This window comes from Thiemannella venezuelensis (genome assembly GCF_014203605.1).
Taxonomy (GTDB): Bacteria; Actinomycetota; Actinomycetes; order Streptosporangiales; family Streptosporangiaceae; genus Planomonospora_A; species Planomonospora_A venezuelensis.
The window spans coordinates 1-26427 of the sequence record NZ_JACHJJ010000027.1; the positions used below are offsets into that span (position 1 = coordinate 1).

The 26427-nt window shown below is 71.4% G+C and carries 21 protein-coding genes; 9 read left to right on the forward strand and 12 right to left on the reverse strand.

Translation table 11 applies throughout. From position 1 onward, the window contains the following. Nucleotides 1-382: 382 nt before the first annotated feature. From FHS22_RS30260 to FHS22_RS39405, 5 genes are all read right to left on the reverse strand, one after another. Nucleotides 383-1378: a LacI family DNA-binding transcriptional regulator gene (locus tag FHS22_RS30260; RefSeq protein WP_184947377.1), complete on the reverse strand. Its 996-nt coding sequence runs from the start codon at nucleotides 1376-1378 to the stop codon at nucleotides 383-385. 145 nt (nucleotides 1379-1523) lie between these two features. Beyond that, complete coding sequence (locus FHS22_RS30265) at nucleotides 1524-2480, reverse strand: carbohydrate ABC transporter permease (RefSeq protein ID WP_184947379.1); 957 nt, start codon at nucleotides 2478-2480, stop codon at nucleotides 1524-1526. Beyond that, nucleotides 2477-3571, reverse strand: coding sequence for a carbohydrate ABC transporter permease (locus FHS22_RS30270; RefSeq protein WP_184947541.1), 1095 nt, complete (start codon nucleotides 3569-3571; stop codon nucleotides 2477-2479). The genes FHS22_RS30265 and FHS22_RS30270 overlap by 4 nt, the downstream gene beginning before the upstream one ends. A 118-nt stretch (nucleotides 3572-3689) precedes the next feature. Continuing rightward, entirely contained in the window at nucleotides 3690-5045 is a 1356-nt protein-coding gene (locus FHS22_RS30275; RefSeq protein WP_184947382.1) for an ABC transporter substrate-binding protein, read from the reverse strand. A 335-nt stretch (nucleotides 5046-5380) separates the two neighbouring features. After that, the gene (locus FHS22_RS39405) at nucleotides 5381-8140 is read right to left on the reverse strand and encodes a glycosyl hydrolase (RefSeq protein WP_184947384.1); all 2760 of its coding nucleotides are present in this window, start codon (nucleotides 8138-8140) and stop codon (nucleotides 5381-5383) included. Nucleotides 8141-8397: 257 nt separating this feature from the next. Between FHS22_RS39405 and FHS22_RS30285 the strand changes: the two genes are divergently transcribed. Next, nucleotides 8398-9810 (forward strand): GH1 family beta-glucosidase, encoded by a 1413-nt coding sequence (locus tag FHS22_RS30285; RefSeq protein WP_184947386.1) that lies wholly within the window; start codon nucleotides 8398-8400, stop codon nucleotides 9808-9810. Between the two features lie 192 nt (nucleotides 9811-10002). Here FHS22_RS30285 and FHS22_RS30290 read toward each other — a convergent pair whose 3' ends face one another. Beyond that, entirely contained in the window at nucleotides 10003-10770 is a 768-nt protein-coding gene (locus FHS22_RS30290) for an SDR family NAD(P)-dependent oxidoreductase (RefSeq protein ID WP_184947388.1), read from the reverse strand. Between the two features lie 139 nt (nucleotides 10771-10909). On the opposite strand from FHS22_RS30290, the gene FHS22_RS30295 reads away from it, so the two are divergent. Further along, complete coding sequence (locus FHS22_RS30295; protein WP_184947390.1) at nucleotides 10910-11284, forward strand: FKBP-type peptidyl-prolyl cis-trans isomerase; 375 nt, start codon at nucleotides 10910-10912, stop codon at nucleotides 11282-11284. Between the two features lie 312 nt (nucleotides 11285-11596). Then, a complete protein-coding gene (locus tag FHS22_RS30300; protein ID WP_184947392.1) occupies nucleotides 11597-13123 on the forward strand; it encodes an ATP-dependent DNA ligase in 1527 nt (508 codons plus the stop codon). Nucleotides 13124-13133: 10 nt separating this feature from the next. Here FHS22_RS30300 and FHS22_RS30305 read toward each other — a convergent pair whose 3' ends face one another. Next, the gene (locus tag FHS22_RS30305) at nucleotides 13134-13778 is read right to left on the reverse strand and encodes a DUF1707 and DUF4870 domain-containing protein (RefSeq protein WP_221474311.1); all 645 of its coding nucleotides are present in this window, start codon (nucleotides 13776-13778) and stop codon (nucleotides 13134-13136) included. 143 nt (nucleotides 13779-13921) lie between these two features. On the opposite strand from FHS22_RS30305, the gene FHS22_RS30310 reads away from it, so the two are divergent. Further along, the gene (locus tag FHS22_RS30310) at nucleotides 13922-14260 is read left to right on the forward strand and encodes a hypothetical protein (RefSeq protein WP_184947394.1); all 339 of its coding nucleotides are present in this window, start codon (nucleotides 13922-13924) and stop codon (nucleotides 14258-14260) included. A 53-nt stretch (nucleotides 14261-14313) separates the two neighbouring features. Here FHS22_RS30310 and FHS22_RS30315 read toward each other — a convergent pair whose 3' ends face one another. From FHS22_RS30315 to FHS22_RS30335, 5 genes are all read right to left on the reverse strand, one after another. Next, entirely contained in the window at nucleotides 14314-15456 is a 1143-nt protein-coding gene (locus FHS22_RS30315) for a DUF4192 domain-containing protein (RefSeq protein WP_184947396.1), read from the reverse strand. Nucleotides 15457-15684: 228 nt separating this feature from the next. Continuing rightward, on the reverse strand, nucleotides 15685-16524 hold the full coding sequence (locus tag FHS22_RS30320; RefSeq protein ID WP_184947398.1) for an EI24 domain-containing protein: 840 nt from the start codon (nucleotides 16522-16524) through the stop codon (nucleotides 15685-15687). A gap of 80 nt (nucleotides 16525-16604) precedes the next feature. Next, nucleotides 16605-17198, reverse strand: coding sequence for a Maf family protein (locus tag FHS22_RS30325; RefSeq protein ID WP_338048015.1), 594 nt, complete (start codon nucleotides 17196-17198; stop codon nucleotides 16605-16607). A gap of 121 nt (nucleotides 17199-17319) precedes the next feature. Continuing rightward, on the reverse strand, nucleotides 17320-18306 hold the full coding sequence (locus FHS22_RS30330) for a hypothetical protein (protein WP_184947400.1): 987 nt from the start codon (nucleotides 18304-18306) through the stop codon (nucleotides 17320-17322). A 92-nt stretch (nucleotides 18307-18398) separates the two neighbouring features. After that, entirely contained in the window at nucleotides 18399-19109 is a 711-nt protein-coding gene (locus FHS22_RS30335) for an aminoacyl-tRNA hydrolase (RefSeq protein WP_184947402.1), read from the reverse strand. A gap of 682 nt (nucleotides 19110-19791) precedes the next feature. Here FHS22_RS30335 and FHS22_RS30340 point away from each other — a divergent pair. The 5 genes from FHS22_RS30340 to FHS22_RS39415 all read left to right on the forward strand — a co-directional run bounded on the left by FHS22_RS30340 (nucleotide 19792) and on the right by FHS22_RS39415 (nucleotide 26333). Next, a complete protein-coding gene (locus FHS22_RS30340; RefSeq protein ID WP_338048016.1) occupies nucleotides 19792-21489 on the forward strand; it encodes an ABC transporter family substrate-binding protein in 1698 nt (565 codons plus the stop codon). Between the two features lie 141 nt (nucleotides 21490-21630). Continuing rightward, nucleotides 21631-23139, forward strand: a complete 1509-nt coding sequence (locus FHS22_RS30345) for an ABC transporter permease (protein WP_184947406.1) — start codon at nucleotides 21631-21633, stop codon at nucleotides 23137-23139. 70 nt (nucleotides 23140-23209) lie between these two features. Beyond that, nucleotides 23210-24139 carry an ABC transporter permease gene (locus tag FHS22_RS30350; RefSeq protein ID WP_338048017.1) on the forward strand — a complete coding sequence of 310 codons (930 nt, stop codon included), beginning with the start codon at nucleotides 23210-23212 and terminating at the stop codon, nucleotides 24137-24139. Then, nucleotides 24139-25302, forward strand: a complete 1164-nt coding sequence (locus FHS22_RS39410) for an oligopeptide/dipeptide ABC transporter ATP-binding protein (RefSeq protein WP_184947410.1) — start codon at nucleotides 24139-24141, stop codon at nucleotides 25300-25302. The genes FHS22_RS30350 and FHS22_RS39410 overlap by 1 nt, the downstream gene beginning before the upstream one ends. After that, a complete protein-coding gene (locus FHS22_RS39415; protein ID WP_184947411.1) occupies nucleotides 25299-26333 on the forward strand; it encodes an ABC transporter ATP-binding protein in 1035 nt (344 codons plus the stop codon). Before FHS22_RS39410 ends, FHS22_RS39415 begins: the two co-directional genes overlap by 4 nt. Nucleotides 26334-26427 lie beyond the last annotated feature (94 nt).

Below are 26427 nucleotides of genomic sequence, written 5' to 3' on the forward strand. Positions count from 1 at the left end.
ACCTGAATGGTCAGCAGGGTCGCGCTCGTTCGCAACTCGCCATCAGCAACCGGTCAAACCATCACGAATCTCACCAACGCCGGGGCCGTGGGGTTGACCTAGATACGAATCCACAAGAGAACAGCAGGATGATCACAGCAAGCGGTCAGGAAGCTACACCAGGAGTCACATAAAGCGCAAATGCCCCTAAAGCAACAGGACTGCTACAGCAAGTGACTGAGCGCCGTAAAGCTACCTCGCATGACCGAAGCAATTCGCCATGCGGAACTCACCTTCGGGCTCTCTGACTCGGCAATAGCAACCAGCCACGCCGAGGAAGCAACACCCGCTGCCCCATTCCCCAGCCCTTGCTCGAAAGCGACCATCCGGAGAAACAGAGGCGTCACGCGGATTCGCGGACGACCAGGTCGCTGGGGAGGATGATCGGATCGGTGGGGCCGCCGGAGGTGAGGCCGAGCAGGAGGCGGACCATGGCTGCGGCCTGCTCGACGACCGGCTGGCGGACCGTGGTCAGCGGCGGCTCCGTGTAGCGGGCCGCCTCGATGTCGTCGAAGCCCACCACCGCCACGTCGTCCGGGACCCGGCGGCCCTCCTGGCGCAGCGCCTGCAGGGCGCCGATCGCCATCAGGTCGTTGGCGACGAAGACCGCGTCGAGCTGCGGGTCGTCCCGGAGCAGCTGGCGCATCGCCACGGCCCCCGACTCGCGGGTGAAGTCGCCGACCGCGACGATCGAGCGGTGGTCGGAGCCGCGCATGACGTCGCGGTAGCCGGTCAGCCGGTCCTGGCCGCCGATCATGTCCTGGGGTCCGGCGATGGTGGCGATCCGGCGGCGGCCGATCCCGATCAGGTGGCGTACGGCCGTCGCGGCCCCGCCCATGTTGTCGTTGTCGACGTACGGCAGGTTCACGGGGCCCGCGGGCCTGCCGTAGGAGACGGCCGGGACGCGCATGCGGGTGATCGCGGCGGGCAGCGGGTCGGCGCCGTGCATCGAGATGAGCATGACGCCGTCGACGTGCCCGCCGGCGAGGTAGCGCTCCACGCGGGCGTGGCTGCGGGCCGAGCCGGACAGCATCAGGACGACCTGCTTGTCGGCCGCCTCCAGCTCGGCGCTGGCCGACCTGATCACCGTGGAGAACATCGGGTCGTCGGAGAAGACCCGGGTGGGCTGCTCGGAGACGACCAGGGCGATGGAGTCGGTGCGCTGGTTGACCAGGGTGCGCGCCGCCGCGTTGGGGACGTAGCCGAGTTCCTCGACGGCCCGCATCACCACGTCCCGGATGCCCGGCGCGACGGTCGGCTGACCGTTGACCACCCGGGAGACGGTGGCCCGGGAGACTCCCGCGCGGGCGGCGACCGCCTCCAGGGTGGGGCGCTTCATCGCGTGATCCTCCGTAGACCTGATTTGGCATGACGATAACCCATCCGAACCCCGCCCGACGCCCCTGCGGGAGAGCGGGCCACGGTACGGCGGGCGCCGGACGGCACGGCGTCCGCCGTACCGTCCGGGCGCGGGGCGGGGGCGGTCATCCCTTGACGCCGCCCGCCAGCAGGCCGCGGACGAAGTACCGCTGCATCGACAGGAAGACGATCAGCGGGATGACCACCGAGACGAACGCCCCGGCGGTCAGGCGCTGCCACTCGTTGCCGCGGGTGCCGGCCATCTGCGCCAGCCGTACGGTCATCGGTGCGCTGTCCGCGGTGCCGCCCGCGAAGATCAGGCCGACCAGCAGGTCGTTCCAGACCCAGAGGAACTGGAAGATGCCGAAGGTGGCCAGCGCGGGCGCGACCAGCGGCAGGACCAGCCTGCGGAAGATCATGCCGTGGGTGGCGCCGTCCACCCGGGCCGCCTCCATCAGCTCGCCGGGCAGCTCCGACATGAAGTTGTGCAGCAGGAAGACGCCGAGCGGCAGGGCGAAGCAGGTGTGCGCGAACCACACCTGCGCGAAGCGGGCGGGCCCCTCCAGCTCCCAGGCGGGCAGGATCTGCGTGCCGAAGACCGAGACGCCCTCGGAGAAGAACGACAGCAGCGGGACCAGCGACATCTGCAGCGGCACGACCTGGAGCGCGAAGATGCCGATGTAGACCCAGTTGCGCCCGCGGAACGACACCCAGGCCAGCGCGTACGCCGCGAAGGCGGCGAAGGCCAGCGGGAAGAGCACCGACGGGATCGTGATGACGAGCGAGTTGACCAGGAAACTGGCCATCTGCCCGGAGGACGAGGAGGTGCCGAACAACACCTCCTGGTAGTTCTCCAGGGTGAGCTGCGGGTCGGAGAAGAACGTCCACCAGCCGGTGCTCTTGATCTGGTCCTCGGGGCGCAGCGACGACAGGAACAGGCCGAAGGTCGGGGTGGTCCACAGGACGGCGATGACGATCGCGACGGCGCTGGCCGTCCGGTTCGTCAGCCGCTTCCTGACCCGCCCGGCGGCGGACCCGGCGGCGGGCCGCACGGCCGTGACGGTGCTCGGAACGGTCGTCATCGGGCGGCCTCCCGGCGCTGGCGGATCTGGTAGACGATGATCGGCGTGACCAGCACGAACAGGAAGACGGCCAGCGCCGCGCCCTTGCCGGTCTCGCCGTACCGGAACGCCTGGTTGTACATCTCGTTGGCGATGACGCTGGTGTCGAACTGACCGCCGGTCATGGTCCGGACGATGTCGAAGAGCTTGAGCGTGCCGATCGACTGGGTGACCAGCACCACGACCACGGCCGAGCGGATGCTCGGCAGCGTCACCCGGAAGAACATCTGCAGCGGGGAGGCGCCGTCGAGCCTGGCGGCCTCGATGATCTCGGCCGGGATGCCCTTGATCGCGGCGGAGAGCACCACGGTGGCGAAGCCCGCCTGGATCCACACCATCACCACGATGAGGAACAGGGTGTTGAGCGGCGGCTCCAGCAGCCACTGCTGGGGGGTGCCGCCGAAGGCCACCACGAGCTGGTTGAGCAGGCCGATCTGGTCGCTGCCCTCGGGGCGGTAGGCGTAGACGAACTTCCAGATGATGCCCGCGCCGACGAAGGAGATGGCCATCGGGAGGAAGACCAGCGACTTGGCGATCGACTCGAAGCGGGTGCGGTCGACGACGACGGCGTAGAGCAGGCCGACCGCCGTCACCAGGACGGGGACGAGCAGCACCCAGATGAGCGTGTTGCGCAGCACCGTCACCGCTTCCGGCTGGGTGAACATCCAGGCGTAGTTGTCCAGTCCCACCCAGGCGGTGCCGTCGCCGTTCATGAACGACAGCACGGTGGTGCGCACCGCCGGCACGACCAGGCCGATCCCGAGCAGGACGAGGGCCGGGGCGAGCAGGACGGCCGCCTGCGGCCACGCCCGCTGCCGTACCGGCACGCGGCCGAGCAGGCGCGACAGGGGCAGCAGGAGGCGTACCCGCGCCCTGGTCGGCGCGGGGCCGAGCAGGCGCAGCAGGAGCGTGGCGGCGAGCGGCCGCGACCGCGGCTGTGCCGGCGCGCCGCCGAGCAGGAGCAGCAGGAGCGCGACCACCGCGCAGAACGCGACGACGCCGAGCAGCAGCTGCACCAGCTTCGGCTGCTCTGCGGCGAAGTCGAAGTCCAGGTTCATCGGAGAGAACTCCCGGAGAGGATCGTGCCGGTACGGGAGCGTCCGGCTCCGCGGATGCGACGGACGGGCCGCCGGGCCTCGCGCGGAGCCGGACGCCTCGGGAAGTCCCGGACTAGGACTTCGGCCAGGAGGCCTCGATGTAGTCGAGGACCGTCTTGGTGTCCTTGCCGTTGATCCAGTCGGTCATGCCCTTCCAGAAGGTGCCCGCGCCGACCGCGGCCGGCATCAGGTCGGACCCGTCGAAGCGGAAGACCGTGTTCGGGTCCTGGAGCATCTGGATGGAGAGCCTGTCGATCTCGTTCTGCGCGTTGGCGACGTCGACGCCCTTGTTGGCCGAGACGTACGTGCCCAGCTTCATGCGGGCGTTGGCGTAGTCGCCGGTGGCGAGGTACGCCTGGACGGCCTGGACCTCGGGGCGGTCGGCGAAGGCCGCGACGAACTCGCCCGCGCCCAGGACCGGCTTCTTGGCCGGGTCGTTGCCGGGCAGGTAGAAGGCGAACACGTCGCCGTCCTTGGCCACCGTGGTGCCCTCGGGCCAGAAGTTGGCGTAGAAGGAGGCCTGGCGGTGCAGCGCGCACTTGCCCTCGGTGATGGGCACGCCGCCCTCCTGGAAGGCGGTGCTGGCGATGCTCTTGACGGGGCCGTAGCCGCCGTTGACGAACTTGTCGTTCTTGAGGATCGCGCCGACCTTGTCGACCGCGGCGACGACCTTGGGGTCGTTGAAGGGCAGCTTGTGCGTCACCCAGTCGTCGTACTCCTCCGGGCTGAGCTCGCGCAGCAGGATGTCCTCGATCCAGTCGGTGGCGGGCCAGCCGGTGGCGTCGCCGGACTCGATGCCCGCGCACCAGGGCTTGATGCCGGTGCCGGCGATCGTGTTGCTCAGGGTCATGAGCTCGTCCCAGGTCGCGGGGACGGCCCAGCCCTTCTCGGCGAACATCTTCGGCGAGTACCACACGAAGGACTTGACGCTGGCGCCGAGCGGGGCGGCGTAGAAGGTGCCGTCGACCGTGCCGTACTTGGCCCAGTCGGCCGACCAGTTCTGGTCGGTCAGCTTCTTCACCTCGGCGGGGGCCGGCTTGAGCTTGCCGGCCTTGGCGAAGCGCTCCAGCAGGCCGGGCTGCGGGAAGAAGGCGAGGTCCGGCGGGTTGCCGCCGTCGGTGCGGACCTGGATCTGGGCCTCGAACTCGCCGGTGCCCTCGTAGGTGATCTTCATCCCGGTGCACTTCTCGAACGGTGCCCAGGTCTCCTGGAACAGGTCGGCCTCCTTGTCCCGGATCGGGGAGTAGATGGAGACCTTCTTGCCCTCGTGCTTGCCGAACCGGGCGAACGGCGCGCACTCGGCCGAGGCGCCGCTGTCACCGCCCGCCGCCGGCTCCGGGTCGGACGAACCGCACCCGGTGGCGGCCAGCGCCAGGCTCAGGCTGCCCGCGATCAGCGCGGTGCGTGCGGGACGAGAGAGGAGTGACATGGACCCTTCCTCCATTACTTTGCCGGGTCGGCCCCGCCTGGCGAGGCCGACAGGGTCACCCCGCGACCTACGCGTGAGGCCATCGCGTGACCGCGTGCCTGCCTCGGTGACCGGATGCTCACACTGATATGAGAGCGCTCTCTGCGAGCCTCGTCGGCCCACGATCTGATGTCAATGACCGTGATGTGACGGTTACGCATTGGTAATCTGCGGTGCCGCCTGCGGCGCGGCGCGCCTCGGATTCTGTTTGAGAGCGCTCTCGAAGAGGGTCCGGGCGGAGGCCTCGCGGGGCCCCCGCCCGATGGCGTACGGCATGCCGTACGACCGCCGCCGGATCAGTTCGAGGCGAAGGTGAACCAGTTTAAGTTAACGAAATCGGCGGGTTGTCCACTGCTGAACGTGATGTAGACGGTGTGCGTCCCCGTCACCCCCGAGATGTTCGCCGCGACCGTCCGCCAGCTCTGCCAGCCTCCGGTGTTCCCCACCGCGAAGTCGCCGACCGGCGCGGACGCGGGGCTGTCCAGGCGCACCTGGACCAGCCCGCTGACACCCGCGCCCGCCCCGGAGGCCACCCTGGCCTTGAACTGCCGCGCCGCCTCGGTGCCGAAGTCGACGCCGTCGAAGCGCAGCCAGTCGCCGTTGGCGATGTAGGCGACGTTCTGCCCGCCGCCGCTGTCGGAGGTGCCCTCCAGGCCGGTTCCCGACTGCGCCTGGTGGCTCTCCGCCTGGATGGTGGAGCGGGCGTCGACCCGTCCCGGCGTCGGCGTGGGTGTGGGCGTGGGGGTCGGGCTCGGGTCGGGACCGCCGCCCCCTCCCGGCTCGGTCCCGCTGCCCGCAGGCCCGCGCCAGGCCATCGCCCTGGCCGGTACGGCGAGCGTCTGCCTGTCGGAGAACCGCGCCGTGACCGCGCTGCCGGAGGCGTTGTAGGCGACGTAGGTCTTACCCGCCGCCGTGGTCAGCACCGCGTACGCCGGAACGTTCGCGGTCACCGAGTGGTCGGGCGTGCCCCAGGCGTCCAGCGCGGAGATCCAGTGGTAGGCGTGGGCGCGCGAGTCGCCGTCCTCGGGCGCCGGGTCCGCCCCCTGCCACAACGAGAGCGCGGTCCCGGGATCGGCCATGGCCAGGAACTGCCAGATGACGTCGCGCCACTCGCTCTCCCGCCCGCCGTTGGAGGCCCGCATCTCCTCGATGTTCTGCCGGATGTCGGCCTTCCACGCGCCGTTGTAGAGCGAGCCGCCGGTGATCGGCAGCATGTTGATGCCGTGGATCTCCTCGGCGTTCGCGGTCCACCAGGTGGAGTAGCCGCCGCCCGCGCCCCACACCATGCCCAGCGTGTCGTGGCCGTAGGAGGACGGGAAGACCGCGCCCTCGGTGTCGAACCAGTACTCGCCGACGGCCTCGCGCTCGGTGGTGTACTGGTAGATGCCCATGTCGCGCAGGGCGGTGTCCCCGGTGGCCTGGCCGAACAGGATCGCCGCGGCGTTGAACATCATCGCCTCCGACGACGACTCCTGGTTGTTGCCGTGCGCGAAGCCCGCGTGCCCCGACGCCCAGGCGTGCCCGGCGTAGGGATCGAAGTTGCGCAGGAACGGGAAGCGGCCGTCGGACCTGTCGTAGTTGGCCGCGTCCTTGACCAGGAGCTTCAGCATGCCGCCGTACTGGGAGCCGGAGGCCCAGGCCGGGTCGTGCTGGGCGACCACGGCCCCCGCCAGCACGAAGTAGCCGTAGTGGAAGTGGTGGTCGTTGAGCTCCTTGTCCGTGCCGTAGCCCGCCGGGTAGCCGATCAGCGTCTTCCAGGCGGAGTCGTAGGCGAACAGCCGCGAGGTCTCCCCCGGGCCGGCCGTGAGCCAGTCGGCCAGCCGCTCCTTGACCAGCCGGATCGCCTTGTCGCGCCCGGCGGTGTGGCCGATCTGGTTGGCGACCGGGATCAGCGCCGCCAGCCGCCACAGCGCCTTGCCGGTCCAGTAGGTGTCGACGGCGCCCTTGTACGGGTCGGTGGCGTCCAGTTCGGCGTCGACGGCCGCCCTGAGCCTGGCCCGGTCCGCGCCGGGCGCGAGCGGCAGGGCGGGCAGCACGCCGTTGAACTCCGCCGTCGTGGTGAAGGACGCGCCCTCGCGCAGCCGCATCTCGCCGCGCGGAGAGGCGTAGCGGTGGGCCGTCACGGCGTCGGCGGAGTTCGTCCACTGGTGCCGGTACAGCGCCTGCAGGGTGCCGGTCCGGCTGCCCTGCCGCGCGGCCGTGGTCGCGGTGTACGTGGCCCGCAGCCGGGCGGCGGACTCGTCGTAGGACCAGCTCACCCGGGTGTCGGTGACGAAGGAGTAGGCGTACTTCTCGAACAGTGGGAGCGCTCCCCTGGAAGGCAGGAGAGCCACCGAGAAGAAGGCCGCCGGGGCGCTCGCGGAGGCCGTTCCGGTCAGCGACCAGGTGACCCCCGAGGGGGCGAACAGGGCGTAGTCGCGGCCGTTGACCGTCACTCCCAGTACATTGCCGCCGCTCTGCCAGACGCCGGCCGTACCGGTGAAGGTCACCAGCGCGTCGCCGCCCGCGGCCTCGGCGTAGACGTACGGCGAGCCGTGCCCGATCGTGGTCCGCAGCGTCCGGGTCCCGTCGCTCCACCGCGGGCTGACGCTCCAGTCGCCCCAGCCGTCCACCTCGGTCCGCGGCGCGTTGAGGCCGGCGACCCCCACGTTGAGGTCGCTCTGGTGGACGAACTCGTACATGCGCCCGTCGGCGGTGACCGCCGGGGTGTCCGGGTGGCCGACGCCGATCCCGCCCGCGTTGGCGTGGAAGGAGAGCGGGTGGGCGTACATGTTCTCGGAGTACGGGTTGCCCGCGTACCGCTGGAAGACCAGCGAGGACCACCAGTCGTTGGTGGGTACGGCACGGCCGGCCATCCGGCCGGTGACCTTCGGGGCGACGGCGGCGCCGTCGGAGTCGGAGGGGCCCGCCGCGCCCGCCGGGCGGGCGGACGCGTAGCCGCCCGCACCGACGTCGACGGCGGAGGCGGAGCCGGCCAGGACGATGGAACCGGCCACGGCGGTGGCCGTGACCGCCAGCGCGGTCATCACTCTGCGTAAGGGGGGTGGGAAGCGCACGGATACCTCCTCGGGTACCGGGCTGCCGGCGTCGCAAGGCCGCCGACCGGGGGGACGGTAACTGAGAGAGCGCTCTCTATTGCGGAACCGTAACGATGCGCGGACCTTCCGTCAACGCGTTCTTGCCATCCGCTCCCGGGAAAGGGGCCGGGAGGCCGCCTTGACATGCCCGTCCGGGTGCCGTGATGCTGTCTGAGAGCGCTCTCTGCCGTTCGGGGCGAGGCGGGGCTACGGCGAGGCGAAAGGGGCGGTGAGACATGACCCTGTCCACGGGGATGTCCACGGCGACGGTCACGGGGATTCCGGACACGGCGACGGCGGGAACGGGCGGGCCGGCCTTCCCCGCCGGTTTCCTGTGGGGAACGGCGACCGCCTCCTACCAGATCGAGGGCGCCGCACGCGAGGACGGCCGCGGTCCGTCGATCTGGGACACCTTCTCCCGCACCCCCGGCAAGGTCGCCGGCGGCCACACCGGCGACGTGGCCTGCGACCACTACCACCGCTACCGCGACGACGTGGCGATGATGGCCGAGCTCGGGATGCAGGCCTACCGCTTCTCCATCGCCTGGCCCCGCATCCAGCCCGACGGCACCGGCCCGGCCAACCCGCGCGGCCTCGACTTCTACGAGCGGCTCGTCGACGAGCTGCACGGCCACGGCATCACCCCCATCGTGACGCTCTACCACTGGGACCTGCCGCAGAGCCTGGAGGACCGGGGCGGCTGGACCTCCCGCGAGACCGCCGAGCGCTTCGCCGAGTACGCCGCGATCGTCCACGGCAGGCTCGGCGACCGGGTCGAGACCTGGACCACGCTCAACGAGCCCTGGTGCTCGGCCTTCCTCGGCTACGGCGCCGGGATCCACGCCCCCGGCCGCACCGACACCGGCGCCGCCTTCGCCGCCGTCCACCACCTGCTGCTGGGCCACGGCCTGGCCACGGCAGAGCTGCGCGCCGCGGGGGCCCGGCAGGTCGGCATCACCCTCAACCTCGCCCCGATCAGCGGACCCGACCCCGAGGCCGTCGCGCACATCGACGGCCTGCAGAACCGGATCTTCCTCGACCCGGTCCTGCGCGGCGAGTATCCCGCCGACGTCGTCGAGCGCGCCCGCCGGTTCACCGACTGGTCCTTCGTCCGCGACGGCGACCTGGACCTCATCTCCGCCCCCGTCGACCTGCTCGGCATCAACTACTACAGCCCCACCAGGGTCGAGACCCGCGCCGGGCAGCCAGCCAACCCCGTCCACCCGGGCAGCGAGGGCATCGCGTTCGTCCAGGGCGAGGAGGAGAAGACCGCCATGGGCTGGTCGGTCGTGCCCTCCGGCCTGACCGAGCTGCTGACCAGGGTCGCCCGCGACTACCCGGGGACGCCGCTGGTCATCACCGAGAACGGCGCCGCCTTCGACGACGTGCTCGCCGAAGGCCGGGTCGCCGACGAGCGGCGGATCGCCTTCCTCGACGGCCACTTCCGCGCCGCGCACGCCGCCATCGCGGCCGGGGCCGACCTCCGCGGCTACCTGGTCTGGTCGCTGATGGACAACTTCGAGTGGGCCGAGGGGTACGGCAAGCGCTTCGGCCTGGTCCACGTCGACTACGCCTCCCAGCGCCGCACGCCCAAGGACAGCGCCCTGTGGTATCGCGAGGTCATCCGGAACAACGGCCTGCCCTCCTGACCCGGGGAAGGCGAACAGGCGGCCCGGGACCCGACGTCCCGGGCCGTCCCGGCCGGTCCGCGTCCCCCGCGGCGCACGGCCTCCCGAGCCGTCCGCGCCTCCCTGCGGCCGTCCCCGGCCTCCCGCGCTCCGCCCTCCCGCGGATCCCGCGCTCCGCCGCGCCCGGAGGCGAAGGGACGGCGGAAAACCCCTTCAGACCCTCCGCCAGCCGCCTCCGGCATGGATGCCGCCGTCGACGTGCAGGGTCGCCCCGGTGACGAACCCGGCCAGCCGGCTCGCCAGGAACACCACCGCCGCCGCGGCGTCCGCCGGGTCGCCGAGGCGGCCGAGCGGCGGGAGCCGTACCGGCTCGAAGGGCAGCGGGGCGGCCAGCATGTGCTCCCGGACGGCCTCCTCCCCCGCCGTCGGCAGCGCGTCGGGGGCGATGGCGTTCACCCGGATTCCGCGCGGGGCCAGCTCCAGCGCGAGCGAGCGGGTCAGGCTCTCCACCGCCGCCTTCATCGCCGCGTAGACCGCGAACCCCGGCGCGGCCTGGTGCGCCTCGCTGGAGGTCACGTTGACGATCGAGGAACCGTCCGGCATCAGCGGCAGGAACCGCCGGATCACCGCGGTCACCTGGGTGAAGTTCTCCGCGATCAGTGCGCTCTCACCGTTCGGCGAGACGTCGGCGAACGCGGCGTGGAAGGTCCCTCCGGCATTGTTGACCAGCAGGTCCACCCTCCCGAACCGCTCGCGCACCCCCTGGGCGAACACCTCCAGCGCCACCGGGTCGCGCACGTCCAGGGTCATGGCGAACGCCTCGCCGAACCCGTCGATCGCGTCCCGGTCGCAGAGCGCCACCTCGGCGCCGAACCCTGCGAGGGTCTCCGCGACCGCCCTCCCTATCCCCCGGGCCGCCCCGGTCACCACCGCGGCCTTCCCTGTGAGCAGGATCTCCTCCGGCACGTACGGCTTGCGCATCCCACCTCCACGTGATCTCCCCGAGCGTACGACGCAGGCGCCGCCGCGTCCCCTTGGCGCTCATCCGGGCGCCGGAACCCGTAGAGTCGTCCGGCCGGTCGGAAATCGACCGGCAGGTATCCGACCAAGGAGAGACCACGTGGCACTGGAGAAGCCGGAGATCGACTTCCCGGAGGGCGACGCGCCCAAGGAGCTGCAGATCGTCGACATCGTCGAGGGCGACGGCCCGGAGGCCAAGCCTGGCCACCAGGTCAGCGTGCACTACGTCGGTGTCGCCTTCTCCACCGGCGAGGAGTTCGACGCCTCCTGGAACCGCGGCCAGACCTTCGAGTTCTCGCTCGGCCAGGGTCAGGTCATCGCGGGCTGGGACCAGGGTGTCGCGGGCATGAAGGTCGGCGGCCGCCGCCGCCTCACCATCCCGTCCCACCTGGGCTACGGCGAGCGCGGCGCGGGCAACCGCATCAAGCCCGGCGAGACCCTCATCTTCGTCGTGGACCTGCTCGGCGTCCGCTGACGGCGACGCCGTGGCCGGGCGTCTCCCGGCGGGTCCCGGTCCACGGGCCGGGACCCGGGCCCTTGATGTGACCTTCCGGGTCCCGGCCGGGAGACGCCCGCCCCGCCGCGCCGCGCCCCGTCCCGCCCGGACGCGGCGCGGCGGGCGGCTCCACCGGCCTCTCGTCCGCCTGCCGGGCCCGGGTGAGCCGTCCCCGCCGAGTGGATGGGAACGGGCCGATGGCGGCGCCCCGTGCGCTTTACGTTGTAGATCGAAATTGATCCGGAGAGCCGCCCTCCCGGAATGTCGCCCCGGGCTCATAGTCTGGTCCCTGTGCTGTTGATCGATCTCGCCCGCACCTCGGCGGCCGTGGCCGCCGACTCCGCCCGGCTGGCCAAGGTCCGCCATCTCGCGGAGCTGCTCGGCAGGGTCGGGCCGGACGAGGCGGAGATCGCCATCGCCTACCTCTCGGGCGAGCTCCCCCAGCGGCAGCTCGGCATCGGCTGGGCCGGCCTGCGCGACCTGCCCGACCCCCGGCTCGCCGCCACCGCGACCCTGCACCAGGTCGACGGCCTCCTCAGCCGGATCAGGGCCCAGTCCGGCCCCGGCTCCCAGAACGCGCGCAAGGCCCTGGTCACCGAGTTGTTCGCCGCGCTCACCGGCCCCGAACAGACCTTCCTCTCCCGGCTGATCCGCGGCGAGCTGCGCCAGGGCGCGCTCGACGGAGTCATGATCGAGGCCGTCGCCAAGGCCTCGGGGGCGCCCACGGCCGAGGTCAGGCGGGCGCTGACGCTGCGGGGATGGCTTCCCGCCGTGGGCGCGGCCGCCCTGGGCGGGGGGGTCGAGGCGCTGCGCGCCTTCCGGCTGGAGGTGGGCCGGCCGGTCGCGCCGATGCTCGCGCAGAGCGCCCCCTCCGTCACCGCGGCGCTGGAGAAGCTCGGCGGCCCGGCCGCGCTCGAGTGGAAGCTCGACGGCGTGCGGATCCAGGTCCACCGCTCCGGCGACGAGGTCTCCGTGTTCACCCGGACCCTCGACGACATCACCGCCCAGGTGCCCGAGGTCGCCGAGGCGGTGCGTGCGCTGCCGTCGCGGGACCTCGTCCTGGACGGCGAGGTCATCGCGCTGCGGCCGGACGGCCGCCCGGAGCCCTTCCAGGTCACCTCCGGGCGCGTGGCCAGCCGGGCGGACGTGGCCGGGGCCCGGCGGACCTCGCCGCTGAGCGTGTTCTTCTTCGACGCACTGCGGGTGGACGGGGCCGACCTGCTCGACCTGCCCGGTGAGGAGCGCCACGCGGCGCTGGCCCGGACCCTCCCGCCGGAGCTGGTCACCCCCCGCCTGGTCACCGGCGACGCCGCGAGCGGTGAGGCGTTCTTCGCCGAGGTGGTCAGGGGCGGCCACGAGGGCGTGGTGGTGAAGGCGCTGCAGAGCCCCTACGCCGCGGGCCGCCGCGGCGCGGGCTGGATCAAGGTGAAGCCCCGGCACACGCTCGACCTGGTCGTCCTCGCCGCCGAGTGGGGCAGCGGCCGCCGCGAGGGCCGGCTCTCCAACCTCCACCTGGGCGCCCGCGATCCCGCGGGCGGCGGTTTCGTCATGCTCGGCAAGACCTTCAAGGGCCTCACCGACGAGCTGCTCGCCTGGCAGACCGAGCGCTTCCTGGCCCTGGCGGAGGGGCCCGCCGACGACTGGACGGTCGTGGTCCGGCCCGAGCTGGTGGTCGAGATCGCCTTCGACGGCGTCCAGCGCTCCAGCCGCTACCCGGGCGGCATGGCGCTGCGCTTCGCCCGGGTCATCCGCTACCGCCCCGACAAGACCGCCGACCAGGCCGACACCGTGGAGACGGTCCGCGCCCTGATGCCGTGACGGCCGCCGGCTACTTCACCAGGCGCAGCGTGAACGGGTAGCGGAACTCGCCTTCTCCCAGTGCCGCCAGGCCTCCGACCACCGACAACACCATGCCCCCGATCCAGAGCACGGGCAGCAGCACGGCTCCCACGACCGTGATCGCCAGCAGGATGGTGGCGCCGATCAGGGTCAGCTGGAAGTTGAGCGCCTCCACCGCGTGCCTGCGGATGTAGGGCGAGGTCCTGCCCGCCGCGAGCAGCATGATCAGCGGGCCGAAGAGGACCAGTCCGGTCAGCGGGAGCAGGTGGGCCGCCGCCGCGCCCCCGCGGTCTCCGGCCCCGGCCGCCTTCGCCCCGCAGCGGGCCGGCCCCGGTACGGCCCCGCCCTGCGTGAACGGGTAGGGCATCGGCATGGGCGGGCGGGAGCCGTACAGCTCCTGCATGATCGGTATGAGATCGCCGTGCACGCGGGCCGTCATCGCCCGCTCCAGCCGGTCGTCGAACTCGAGCTTGTCGAACCGCCCCTCCGCGTAGGCGGCCTTGACGTGCTCGACCACCTGCTCGCGGTCCTGGTTGCTCACCCTGAGGTCGGCGTGGCCGGGCCGGGGGCCCGGGCCCGCCACCGGCACACCCCCGTGCCACGGGTTGACCGACGGTGTCGCTGTGCCTGCCATGGAACCGACTTCCTCTCGTCACCGCTTCGACCTCCATGTTCACTCGATACAGAGGCCCGGCACATCCGGGTTGTCCCTTACGTGTCCCTTAGAGTCCCCTTGTCATCCACCATGGGAGGGCTCAGGGATGTATAAAAAGGAACATGAGATGGCGAGACCGCTATGGCTTGAGGCGTCTGCGCGGACCGAAGATCGCTAAGTTCGACCGCGATGCGAACGACGCCGACATCGAGGCGCTCATCGCCTTCGCGAAATCACGCCGGGGTGTGGAGTTCTACGTCGAGCCGGAGACCTTCGCCACCGACACCACGGCGGTGGCCGTCGCCGACGACGGCGAGTGGACCCGGCGCCGGGTCGGCTCCCCCGCGGTGATCGGCAAGGTCGCCCGCGGTCTCGCCCTTCCGGTCTACGACGTGCAGCTCACCGGCTACCCCCCGCGGATGCGGGCCTACAACGAGCGGCGCAAGCGCGAAGAGAACTGACCGGCCCCCGGCCCACGACGATCCGGCGCCTTCCCGGCACGGCCGCCGGCCGCTCATCCGGCCACGGCGACCGGACCGCGGCGCCGCTCCTCCAGCAGGGCGATCACCGGGAGCAGCCAGGCCGCCCGCGCGCCGCCCATCTCCTGGTCCAGCTCCTCGGGGCTGGGCATCCTCTCCTTGAGCGCGTGCGGCGGCAGCAGGTGCCGCAGGGCCTGCATGAGCAGGTGCGCCATGGAGTAGCCGGGATCGGCGTCGAGCGCACGGGCCAGGGCGATCCCCGCCAGCGCGCAGTCGCCGCCGCGCCAGGCGGCCATGCCGAGCAGGGAGGCGGCGGGGGCCGCGAACCTCGGCTCCAGCCGCCGGGTGAGATCCCGCCAGAGCCTGACATGGGCGTCGCAGGTGTCATCGGTGATCAGCGCCCAGGCCTCGTCGCGGATCCGGATCACCGCCAGGCCGAGCCCGAGCCTGGCGGCCTGCTCGTCGTCGATCCGCCCGCCGGAGGCGTACGCCGCGATGGCTCCGTGGACCCGCGCCACCCCGTCCGCGACGAGCTCCGCCGCGAGCCCGTCGACGTCCCGGCACCCGGCCAGCCGGGCGCGGAGCTCCGCGGTGGCACGGGCGGTGGCCCGCCGCATGGCGGTCCGTTCCCGCCCGCCGGCCGGGGCGAGCGAGCGCTCCAGGGTCCGGCGGTCGGGCAGGGCCACCAGCCCGTGCACGGTGGCCTGGGCCGCGATCGGGCCGGCCTCCCGGTCGTACGGCGTGCCGGAGGGGGGACAGCACTCGGCCGCCTGGCAGAGATAGGACCAGTAGCGGCCGTCGTGGGCCCGGAGCACGTCGAGGACCGCGATCCCGCTCCCGCGCAGCAGTGCGATGACCGCGTCGGCCGCCGGGGTGACCAGCGGGCCCGGGCCGTAGCCGACGGCGATGACCTGGGTGATCTCCTCCTTGCGCAGCAGCGGGAGGATCCTGCCGGGAGCGGGGGCGGCCAGCGGCAGGTCCCAGCGGACGGTCAGGTGCACGCGGCCCCGGGGCGGGTCGCCCCGCAGGCCGATCACGATGAGGCTGTCGCCGGGATGGAAGCCCAGCAGGTAGGGCACCGCACCGAGGACGTCCTGGGTGGAGGCCAGCAGGAGACCGGGAGGCTCGGCCGGCAGGCCCGGAGCCGAGGGGTCCGGGCCGGGGGTTTCGGTTGTCATGGCGTGGAGTCTGGCCGGGTCCGGGCCGCCCCGTTCCCGCCGAGCGGGGTTCTGTGGACGGCCGGCGTCCGCCCGGCCTCCCTGTGGAGAAACCACCGCCGGGTCCTCCCGCGCGGAGCCGCCCCCTCCGGGCCGCCCGTCACAGGGGCCGCCCCCTCCGGGCCGCCCGTCACAGGGGCCGCCGTCGCAGGGGCCGCCGTCGCAGGGGCCGCCCGTCGCAAGGGCCGCTCAGTGCCCCTGCGGGAAGGTCCTCGGCGGGAGGCGGCCCGGAGGGAGGCCGCCCGGCGGAAACCCGCCCGGCGGGACGGCTCCGGGCCGGGGAGCGGGCGCCAGCCGTACCCGGACCATGATGGTCGCCCCCGCGACGGCGGCGGGCATCGCGACCACCGCGCCCAGCGGGATGAGGAAGAGCAGGAACAGCAGGACCCCGAACCCGAGGGCCATGGACCTGTTGGCGCGGAGCACGGCGAACCGGCTCCTGCGGGCCAGGCCCCGGCGCTCCAGCGCCAGGGTGGTGAGCTCCACGGTGAGGAAGAAGCCCGAGACCAGGGCGCCGAGCACCGGGACCACGGTCTGCCCGATCACCGGCACGAACCCCAGGAAGAACAGCGGGACCGTGAACAGCAGCACGTACATGAGGGTGACCAGGCTGTCCTTGATCGACCGGGGGATCGACCTCCACAGCGGCACCTCGTGGCCGCCGGGCACCTCGCCGTGGGTCTCCTCCACCTTCTCCGACAGCTTCTCGTAGAACGGCTCGCCGAGGACCAGGGTCACCGCGGCGAAGGTCACCACGGCCAGCACGAGCCCGGCCCCGAAGACCACCACGCCGACGAGGATCCGGAAGGTGTTCCTGACCGCCTCGGTCCACCCGTCGGCGAACGGCGTCATCCAGTCGGCCAGGTCCCCCGCGTTCACGCCGAGGAAGTAGAGCCCGACGGCGTAGAGCACGAACACGATCAGTGCCGGGATCAGCCCGAACAGCCACCACCCGGGGTGGCGCGCGACCCAGCGCAGTCCCTGGAGGAAGAAACCGATGCCGTCCTTGAAGGAGCGGATTACACCCATGCCGTGAAGGCTAGCGGGATCGGCCGATCACTGCGTGGGGGCGCCGGCCCGGGGCGCCCCTGAGGGCGCGGGGGACGGCGTCAGGGGCGCCGCCAGAGGGCGGGGACGGAGACGCCGAGATCGGCCAGCAGGCGGCGCAGGAGGGGCAGGGAGATGCCCAGGACGTTGCCGTGGTCGCCCTCGATGCCCTCGACGAACCAGCCGCCGGGGCCGTCCAGGGTGAAGGCCCCCGCGACGTGGAGGGGCTCGCCGGTGGCCACGTAGGCGGCGATCTCGTCGTCCGAGGGCGTGCCGAAGCGGACGGTCGTCGCGCCGACCGCCGAGACCTCGCGGCCGGTACCGGTGTCGATCACGCAGTGCCCGGTGAGCAGCCGGCCGCTCCGGCCGCGCATGTCCCGCCAGCGGGCGAGGGCGTCCTCGGGCGAGGACGGCTTGCCGTGGGCCCTGCCGTCGAGCTCCAGCACCGAGTCGCAGCCGACGACCAGGGCCCCGGCGAGGTCTGCGGCCACGGCCGCCGCCTTCGCCCTGGCCAGGGAGAGGCAGAGCTCGGCCGGCGTGGCGGCGGTGAAGGCGTCCTCGTCCACGCCGCTGACGATCACCTTGGGATCGAGTCCGGCGCTGCGGAGGAGGGCGAGGCGGGCGGGTGAGGCGGAGGCGAGCACGATCTGGGTCACGACGCCCGAGCCTACCGGCGCTCCCCGGCCGGATCCCACGGCTCCGCGCCCGTCACGGCCGGGGGCGCCCCGCCCGCCGGCCGGCGTCGGCCGACCGCGCCCGTCACGGCCGGGACGGCGCTCAGCGGGCGTGCGCCGGCCTGACGGAGGACATCGCGGTGTTGATGTCCCGCCAGCGGTCGCGCTGGCTGTCGGGGATGGTCACGAAGACCATCGCGGGCTTGGTGCCGGGGACCTCCGTCAGCGCGACGGCCGCCATCGAGGAGCGGGCCTTGCCCTTCACCGTGTACTTCACCCGGTAGGCGAGCAGCCAGCCGTCCTTGACCGGCTGGGAGGCGGTCCAGCTGATCCTGGCTCCGCCGGGGTGGTGGTTGAGCGTCCAGCGGGCCGCCAGGAGCGCGGTCTCCTTCATGGTGGCCTGGGGCAGGGTCGGGACCGGGCAGCTCACGAGCATCGCCCGGTGGCCCGCGCCCTTCACCGGCGGGAGCACCTGCTTGGTCGCGAAGGGCGAGGCGCCGTACGGCTTCCACGGCTTGCCGAACCGGATCAGCGAGACGCCGGACTTCTCGTCCTGGACGCGGCGCTTGGAGGGGTACGGCTTGCCGGGGAGCCGGCCGAGCCGCTTGTCGGGCGGCAACCCGGGAACGCGGGGGTCCGCCAGGGCCGCGGTCACCGCGCTCCCGTCCGGCGTGGGAGCGGAGGAGGGCCCGGACGACGGCGGGGCCGACGGTGAGCCCGAGGGCGCGGCCGAAGACGAGGCCGGGGACGAGGCCGAGGTGGGACCGGGCGAGGGCGCCGCGGCAGATGGCGCGGCGATCTGCCCCGGCGCGTCCTCGCCCGGTTGCTCTGCGGAGCCGGAGGACACGAGCCCGATCACGGCCGCGACCGCGATCGCGGCCACCGCGACGACTCCGGCCAGGATGCGGTAGACCACCCGCATCCGCAGGTCGCCGATGCGCGAGCGCTTCACCGGCGAGTCCGACGGTGCCCGGGGCGGTGTGGCGGCGACGGCCTCGGGCGACGCGGACGTCTCCGCCTCGGCGGCCGTACGCGCCGGAGCGACGCCGGTCCCCCGGGTCCCTTGAGTACCACCCAACCCATCGAGCACGATCGGGAGCGTACGACAAATCCCGTTTTCGTGTGCGCCATACCCATCACACTTCGGGAACGAGTGCTTTCCCCTTTCCCCTCCGTCCGAGGTCAGGACGATCGCAGCGGCCCGGAGCCCGCCGGGCGGAAACCTCCCCGGCGCAGCCAGGGGGCGTCCGCCACGACCGTGCACGAGCCGGGCTCGATCTCGGTGAACCCGGCGTCCCGCACCGTCGGCAGGCCCGCGCCGGAGAGCCCGGCCCAGTGCGCCGGCCCGGCGGTCCGTACGGCGAGCGCGAAGCCCCGTTCCCGCCAGCGCGCCCGGGCGGCCCCGTCGCTGCCCCACCAGGCGAGCTGGGCCGCGTGCCCCACCTGGGCCATGGCCTTGCCCGCCGACATGGACAGGTCCGGGTTGAGCCAGAGCACCGCGTCGTCACCGGCCGGCGGGCCGGGCTCGGCCGGGTCGTCCAGGTCGGTTCCGGAGACCTGGAGCCTGGCCAGGTCCCTGGGCCAGGCGTCCAGGGGGACCGGCGGGTGCACGCGGACCTCGGCGGTGCGGTGCGCGACCGTGATGCCGGGCAGGTCCAGCGCCCTGCGCCACTCGGCTCCGCGCGCCCGCCGTACGACCTTCCTGATGCCGACCGCCTCCCAGCTCCGCACGGTCTCGCCCCATTCGCCGCCGTCCCGCGCGCGGGGGTCGTCGAGCAGCGCCAGCACGGCCAGGGCGGCCGCCTCCAGCGCGTCGCTCCGCTCCGGCGGAGCGGCGCGCTCGATCCTGACCACCAGGGGAAGCACCTTCTGATTCGTCGTGTCTCCGAGCACCTCTCAAGGATGCCCTCCCGGAGACGGCGCCCGTGGAGGCGGGCGGACAGGAGGAAGGGAGCCGCGCGCTTGTCAAGTGAAGAACGGACAATCATGAACATATGGCCCGAACAAGGCTACACATCGTCAGTTTTGTGTAAAAAAAGTGCCTATTGCCTGATTTGATCGCCCAACTTCCTCCCCGCCCGCCGGAGGGAAGGAGAAGTTTGACATCGGGCCTCCGGCCGCCGCGATCCCCCGCCCCTGCGAGTCTCCCGGCGCGAGCACCCGGCCCCCGCCGGACGGGGAGACGGGCGGCGGACAGACCGACACGGAGGGTGATTGTCAACCCGCACTGCGGCAGCACCCTCGAACAGGAAAGTATCCCCCCAAACCGCCAAAATCGCTCTCCCGCACCCCTGATAGACTACTCTCTGTCATCTCAGATACTGGGACGATTCGGGCAAACGTTACGTTTTTCCTGATCCTCACCTATTGCGGTGTTTCAGGCCTCACGCCCGAGTTTGTTACAGGTTGGGGCGCTGCCGGTCTCAGGTCTGCAACACCCCTGTCGTCCTACTTGTCCAGAAGAGAGTTGCGGTGCTCAGCTTTGTTCGACATAGCTGGCGGCTGACCTCAAACCGGATAACTAAGGAGTGCTGCCGTGTTCCACACGCGGACATCTGGCAAGTTTCTAGCTGCAGTGGCAGGAGGTGCACTCCTGCTCAGCGCCTGCGCGGGCGAGGACTCTGCGAGCACGCCCACGGGCTCGGCCTCCGCATCCGCCCCCGCGGCTTCGACGATCACCTATGCCTACGAGCAGGAGTTCCACTCCTACAACGGCAACACCGCCGCGGAGAACGCCACCCGCAACAACGGCCCGCTCCAGCGCGTGCTGGCCGGGTTCTGGTTCTACGGCGAGAACGGCGAGATCACCCCGGACAAGGAGTTCGGCACCTACGAGAAGACCTCCGACGACCCGCTGACCGTTGAGTACACCTTCAACGAGAAGGCGGTCTGGTCGGACGGCACGCCGATCGACTGTGACGACGCCCTGCTGTTCTGGGCCTACAAGTCCGGCAAGCTCCCCGCCTTCTCCACCGCCGGCACCACGGGCGTCGAGAGCGTCAAGCTGCCCGAGTGCAACAAGGGCGAGAAGAAGTTCACCTTCGTCTACGAGCAGCCCTTCGCCGACTGGCACGCCAACGGCCCCGGCGCCGCCGAGCTCATGCCGGCCCACGTCGTCGCCAAGCAGGGCGGCCTGACCGAGGACGAGTTCATCGCCGCGGTCAAGGCCACCGACAAGAAGAAGCTCGAGAAGGCCGCCAAGTTCTTCAACGACGGCTGGATCGCGGAGGGCGCGCTGCCCGCGGCCGACCTGATCCCGGCCTCCGGCCCGTACAAGCTCTCCAAGCTGGACGCCGGCCAGTCGCTGACCTTCGTCGCCAACGACAAGTGGTGGGGCACCCCGGCGGCGACCCCGACCGTCGTCGAGCGCTTCATCGCCCTGGACGAGCAGGCCCAGGCGCTGCAGAACCGCGAAGTCCAGATCATCGAGCCGCAGCCCGGCCCCGACGTCCTGAACCAGCTCAAGACGCTGGAGGGTGTGAAGATCAACAACACCACCCAGTACACCTACGAGCACCTGGACTTCAACTTCGACTCCAGCGAGTTCAAGGACAAGGCGCTGCGTGAGGCCTTCGCCAAGTGCGTGCCCCGGCAGCTGATCGTGGACAACCTGATCAAGCCGATCGCGCCCGAGGCCAAGACCCTCGACATCCGCAACGTCGCCCCGTTCCAGAGCAACCACGCCACCGTCCTGCAGGCCAGCGGCGGCGCGGGCGCCTACGCCCAGCAGGACATCGAGGGCGCCAAGGCCCTCCTGGAGAAGGCCGGCAAGACCGGGCTCGAGGTCAAGATCGGTTACCAGACCCCGAACCCGCGCCGTACCGCCGAGGTCCAGCTGATCAAGGACTCCTGCGACAAGGCCGGCTTCAAGGTCGTCGACGGCGGTTCCGAGGACTTCTTCGGCACCGTGATGCCCGCCAACAACTACGACGTCGCGCTGTTCGCCTGGGCCGGTTCCTCGCTGGTCAGCGGCTGGGGCTCCACCTACAGCACCCCCACGAAGTGCGACGGCGAGAGCAAGGGCAACAACAACGGCTGCTACTCCAACAAGAAGATCGACGAGCTCGTCAAGAAGCTGAACTCGACCGTCGACGTGGCCGCCCAGGACCCGATCCTGGCCGAGATCGAGAAGATCCTCTGGGAGGACCTGGCCACGATTCCGCTCTTCCAGCACCCGGGCCTGAGCGCGTGGGACGAGACCGTGCAGAACGTGGTCCCGAACCCGGCCCAGTCCAGCATCACCTGGAACATGGACAAGTGGAGCGTCTCGTAGTCCGCTTGCTCTAAGTCCTCAACACCGCGCGTGCGGTTGACGGAACACCCACCACCCCGGGGCCGGGGCCGGAGGAGCACAAGCCCTCTGGCCCCGGCCCTGGTCCGCACCTACAGTCCCTCACACAACAGGAGGTGACGAATGATCGTCTTCATCGCGCGGAGACTGGTCATCTCGTTCTTCGTCCTCCTGGCGGCCACCGTCATCATGTTCGTTCTCACGGCGCTCTCGGGCGACCCGTTGGAAGATCTCCGCCAGGACAACAGCCCGAACAGAGCCGCGAAGATCGCGGACCGCACCGAACGCATGCAGCTCGACGACCCGATCCCCGTCCGGTACCTGAGCTGGCTGGGCAACGTCGTCCGCGGCGACCTGGGCGTCAACCGCGACGGCCACGACGTCGCGATCATCCTGGGCGACGCCCTGTCGGCCACGCTCCAGCTCGTCGTCGCCGCCACCGTGATGGCCATCATCATCGGCATCGTCATCGGCATCGTCTCGGCGCTGCGCCAGTACAGCGGCTTCGACTACACCGTCACCTTCGCGGCCTTCATCTGCTTCTCGCTCCCGCTCTTCTGGGTCGCAGTGATGCTCAAGCAGTACATGGCCATCGAGTTCAACAACTGGCTGAAGGATCCGAGCATCCCGCCGACCGTCATCGGCGCCCTCGCCCTGCTCGGCGGCCTGGTCTTCGGCGCGCTCACCGCCGGGGACCGCAAGCGCCGCCTGCTCTCCTTCGCCGTCGGCTTCGCCGTCACCGCCGCGCTGTTCACCCTGCTCTCGGTGACCCGCTGGTTCGCCGACCCCGGATTCGGGCTCCCCCTGATCCTGGCCATCTCGCTCGCCGCCGCGGTGGGCTTCACGGTCCTGTCCGCCGGGCTGAACCCGCGCGGCCCGCTCTACGCCGCCCTCGGCGCCGCCGTGCTCGGCGCGCTCGCCTCCGAGGTGCTCCGCTCGGTGCTCGCCGACCCGACCTGGCTGGAGATCATCGGTCTGGCACTGGTGACGGTCGCGGTCTGCGCCGGCCTCGGCTACGCCCTCGGCGGGCTCCAGCGCCGCCAGGCGATCACCGCCGCGGTGCTGACCGGCCTGTTCACCGGCGGGGTCATCTTCGTGGACCGCATGCTCCAGGCGTTCAACGGCTACAGCGCCGCCGTACGCGGCCGCCCGATCTCGACGATCGGCGCGCGCACCCCCAACTTCGAGGGCGACTTCTGGCAGATGAACCTGGACTCGGCCAGCCACCTGCTGCTGCCGAGCATGGCGCTCATCCTGATCTCGCTGGCGACCTACACCCGCTACAGCCGGGCGAGCATGCTGGAGGTCATGAACCAGGACTACGTCCGCACCGCCCGCGCCAAGGGCCTGCCGGAGCGGACCGTCGTGGTCAAGCACGCCTTCCGCAACGGGCTCATCCCGATCACCACGCTGATGGCCGTCGACTTCGCCGGCGTGATCGGCGGCGCGGTCGTCACCGAGACCGTCTTCGGCTGGGAGGGCATGGGCAAGATGTTCATCACCGCCCTGCACGATGTCGACCCCACCCCGGTCATGGCGTTCTTCATCGTCACGGGGACCGCGATCGTCGTCTTCAACATGATCGCCGACATCCTCTACGCCTACCTCGACCCGCGCATCCGGCTGTCCTGAAATCGGAGAACCACTCATGACGCTCAATGCGCAGGCAAAGGGGCCTGGCGCCTCCGCCGATTCCCAGGGCATGACCATCGTCGCCCGCACCCAGGGCCAGATGGTCCGCCGCCGGTTCTTCCGGCACCGCGCCGCCCTCGCCGGGATGCTCGTCTTCGGTTTCGTGATCGTCCTGGCGTTCAGCTCGATCGGCTTCGCCGGCATCCCCGGCTGGTGGGACAAGAGCTACCTGGACACCGGCTCCCTGGTGAACCAGGGCAGGCCGACGCTCAGCGTGGTCCCCGGGTTCCTCGGCGGGGAGGGCTTCCGCTTCGGCGAGCACCCCTTCGGCCAGGACGACCTCGGCATCGACTACTTCGCGCTGACCATGCGCGGCGCCCAGCAGTCCCTCATCGTCGCCCTCATCGTCGGTGTCGTCGCCACCACCGTCGGCACCGTGGTCGGCGCCGTGGCCGGCTACTTCCGCAAGGGCGCGGAGGCCGTGCTGATGCGCCTCACCGACGTGATGATCACCATCCCGGTCCTCATCATCGCCGCCGTCGTCGGCCAGATGACGGGCAAGAGCGGTGCCGTCGCCCTGGGCATCTTCCTCGGACTGGTGCTCTGGCCGACCCTGGGCCGCCTGGTCCGCGGCGAGTTCCTCTCCCTGCGCGAGAAGGAGTTCGTGGAGGCCGCGCGGGCGGCCGGCACCTCGGCCAAGCGGATCATCTTCCGGCACATCCTGCCGAACACCGTCGGCGTGATCATCGTCGCCGCGACGCTCTCCGTCGCCAACGCGGTGCTGCTGGAGTCGGCACTGTCGTTCCTCGGTTTCGGCATCCAGCCGCCGGACACCTCGCTCGGCCAGCTGATCAACCGGTACCGCAGCGCCATGACGGTCCGTCCCTGGCTGTTCTGGTGGCCGGGTATCTTCATCATCGCCATCGCACTCTCGATCAACTTCATCGGCGACGGCCTGCGTGACGCCTTCGACCCCCGACAGACCCGGGTGCGTGCCTAATGACGACTCCTCCGAACGTGCCGATCGAACCCCACGCGGTCGACCCGCACGCCTACGACAACGCCGCCCACCTCGTGGACTCCGCCGAGGAGGTGCACGTCGGCCTGACCCTGGACGCCGTGCGCCCGCCCTCGCAGGAGGAGATCCTCCGGGTCGAGAACCTCACGGTGGAGTTCCCCACCGAGGACGGAGTGGTCCACGCGGTCCGCGGTGTCTCCTACACCGTGCGCGAGCGCGAGGTGCTGGGCATCGTCGGCGAGTCCGGCTCGGGCAAGTCCGTCTCCTCCCTTGCGGTCATGGGCCTGCTGCCCAGGAGCGCCCGGGTCAAGGGGCGGATCCTGTTCCGCGGCGACGACATGCTGAAGATGTCGCCCCGCAAGCAGCGCGGCCTGCGCGGACGCAAGCTCGCGATGGTCTTCCAGGACCCGATGACGGCGCTGAACCCGGTGCACACGATCGGCGACCAGCTCGCCGAGGCCGTGCTCGCGCACGAGCTGATGCCCCGCAAGATCGCGCTGGCCCGGGCCAAGGAGATGCTCGACCTGGTCGGCATCCCGCAGGCCGAGTCGCGGCTGCGCAGCTACCCGCACGAGTTCTCCGGCGGTATGCGCCAGCGCGCGATGATCGCCATGGCGGTCATCAACAACCCCGACGTGATCATCGCCGACGAGCCGACCACGGCTCTCGACGTGACCGTCCAGGCCCAGATCCTGGAGAAACTCCTGGAGGTCAAGGACGCGGTCAACGCCGCCATCGTGCTCATCACGCACGACCTGGGCGTCATCGCGGGCATGGCCCACCGGGTCCTGGTCATGTACGCCGGGCGCCCCGTCGAGCTCGGCGAGACCGACCCGGTCTTCGAGAAGCCCCGCATGCCGTACACCGCGGGCCTGCTCGGTTCGATCCCCTCGCTGGACAAGGACAGCGGCTCGGCCCGGCTCCGCCCGATCAAGGGCACCCCGCCGTCGCTGATCAACCTGCCGACCGGCTGCCCCTTCTCCCCGCGCTGCCCGCTCGCCACGGACATCTGCCGGACCGAGGAGCCTCCGCTGGCCGAGACCGACAGCGGCGGGCACTTCGCGGCCTGCCACCACTGGGACAGGCTGGCCGCGGCCGAGGATCCGACCGAGTTCTTCCGTACCGAGAGCGAGACCGTGGCATGAGTGTGAAGACCCACGAGACGCCCGCGCCCCAGCGGGAGCCGGACACGGGCGACCACCTGCTCGAGGTCCAGGACCTGGTGATGAACTTCCCGGTCCGCGGCGGCGGTTTCCTGCGCCGGGTGGTGGCCCACGTCCAGGCCGTCAGCGGGGTGTCCATGCACGTGGACGAGGGTGAGACCCTCGGCGTGGTGGGCGAGTCCGGCTGCGGCAAGTCGACGACGGGCCGGGCGATCCTCCAGCTCCACAAGCCCACCTCCGGCTCGGTGCGCTTCCAGGGCAAGGAGCTGATCGGGCTCTCGGCCAAGGAGATGCGGCCGGTCCGGCGGGACATGCAGATCGTCTTCCAGGACCCCTACGCCTCGCTCAACCCGAAGCTGCCGGTCAACGACATCATCGCCGAACCGCTGAAGGTCCACGACATGTGGAAGAACGGCGGTCCGGACCGGGTGGCCGAGCTGCTGCGCCTGGTCGGCCTCAGCCCCGAGCACGGCAACCGCTACCCTCACGAGTTCTCCGGCGGCCAGCGCCAGCGCGTCGGCATCGCCCGCGCCCTGGCGCTGGAGCCGAAGCTGCTGATCCTCGACGAGCCGGTCTCGGCGCTGGACGTCTCGGTCCAGGCGGGCGTGGTGAACCTGCTGGAGGACCTGCAGGAGCGGCTGGGCCTGGCCTACGTGTTCATCGCCCACGACCTGTCGGTGGTCCGCCACATCTCCGACCGGGTCGCGGTGATGTACCTCGGCAAGGTCGTCGAGACCGGTCCCCGGGACGACCTCTACGACCGTCCCGCCCACCCCTACACGCAGGCGCTGCTCTCGGCCGCCCCCACGGCCAACCCGAAGGAGGAGCGCGCCCGCGAGCGCGTCATCCTCACCGGTGACGTGCCCAGCCCGCTGAACCCGCCGAGCGGCTGCCGCTTCCGCACCCGCTGCTGGAAGGCTCAGGAGATCTGCGCCGTCGAGGAGCCCGCCCTCGTCGACCGGGGCAACGGCCACCCCGTGGCCTGCCACTTCGCCGAGGTCGTCGCCCGCTGACCCGCGCGTGGAGCGAGCCGTGCAGGGTCTCCTGTACGGCTCGCTCCCGTTCCCGGCCCTGTACGGCCGCCTCGCGGCGGGATCGCACGGCCGG

Coding starts and splice junctions, on each gene's coding strand:
- FHS22_RS30260 (WP_184947377.1), bottom strand. CDS start 1,378: ATGAAGCGCCCCACCCTGGAGGCGGTCGCCGCCCGCGCGGGAGTCTCC.
- FHS22_RS30265 (WP_184947379.1), bottom strand. CDS start 2,480: ATGACGACCGTTCCGAGCACCGTCACGGCCGTGCGGCCCGCCGCCGGG.
- FHS22_RS30275 (WP_184947382.1), bottom strand. CDS start 5,045: ATGTCACTCCTCTCTCGTCCCGCACGCACCGCGCTGATCGCGGGCAGC.
- FHS22_RS30285 (WP_184947386.1), top strand. CDS start 8,398: ATGACCCTGTCCACGGGGATGTCCACGGCGACGGTCACGGGGATTCCG.
- FHS22_RS30290 (WP_184947388.1), bottom strand. CDS start 10,770: ATGCGCAAGCCGTACGTGCCGGAGGAGATCCTGCTCACAGGGAAGGCC.
- FHS22_RS30305 (WP_221474311.1), bottom strand. CDS start 13,778: ATGGCAGGCACAGCGACACCGTCGGTCAACCCGTGGCACGGGGGTGTG.
- FHS22_RS30310 (WP_184947394.1), top strand. CDS start 13,922: ATGAGATGGCGAGACCGCTATGGCTTGAGGCGTCTGCGCGGACCGAAG.
- FHS22_RS30315 (WP_184947396.1), bottom strand. CDS start 15,456: ATGACAACCGAAACCCCCGGCCCGGACCCCTCGGCTCCGGGCCTGCCG.
- FHS22_RS30320 (WP_184947398.1), bottom strand. CDS start 16,524: ATGGGTGTAATCCGCTCCTTCAAGGACGGCATCGGTTTCTTCCTCCAG.
- FHS22_RS30345 (WP_184947406.1), top strand. CDS start 21,631: ATGATCGTCTTCATCGCGCGGAGACTGGTCATCTCGTTCTTCGTCCTC.
- FHS22_RS30350 (WP_338048017.1), top strand. CDS start 23,210: ATGACCATCGTCGCCCGCACCCAGGGCCAGATGGTCCGCCGCCGGTTC.
- FHS22_RS39410 (WP_184947410.1), top strand. CDS start 24,139: ATGACGACTCCTCCGAACGTGCCGATCGAACCCCACGCGGTCGACCCG.
- FHS22_RS39415 (WP_184947411.1), top strand. CDS start 25,299: ATGAGTGTGAAGACCCACGAGACGCCCGCGCCCCAGCGGGAGCCGGAC.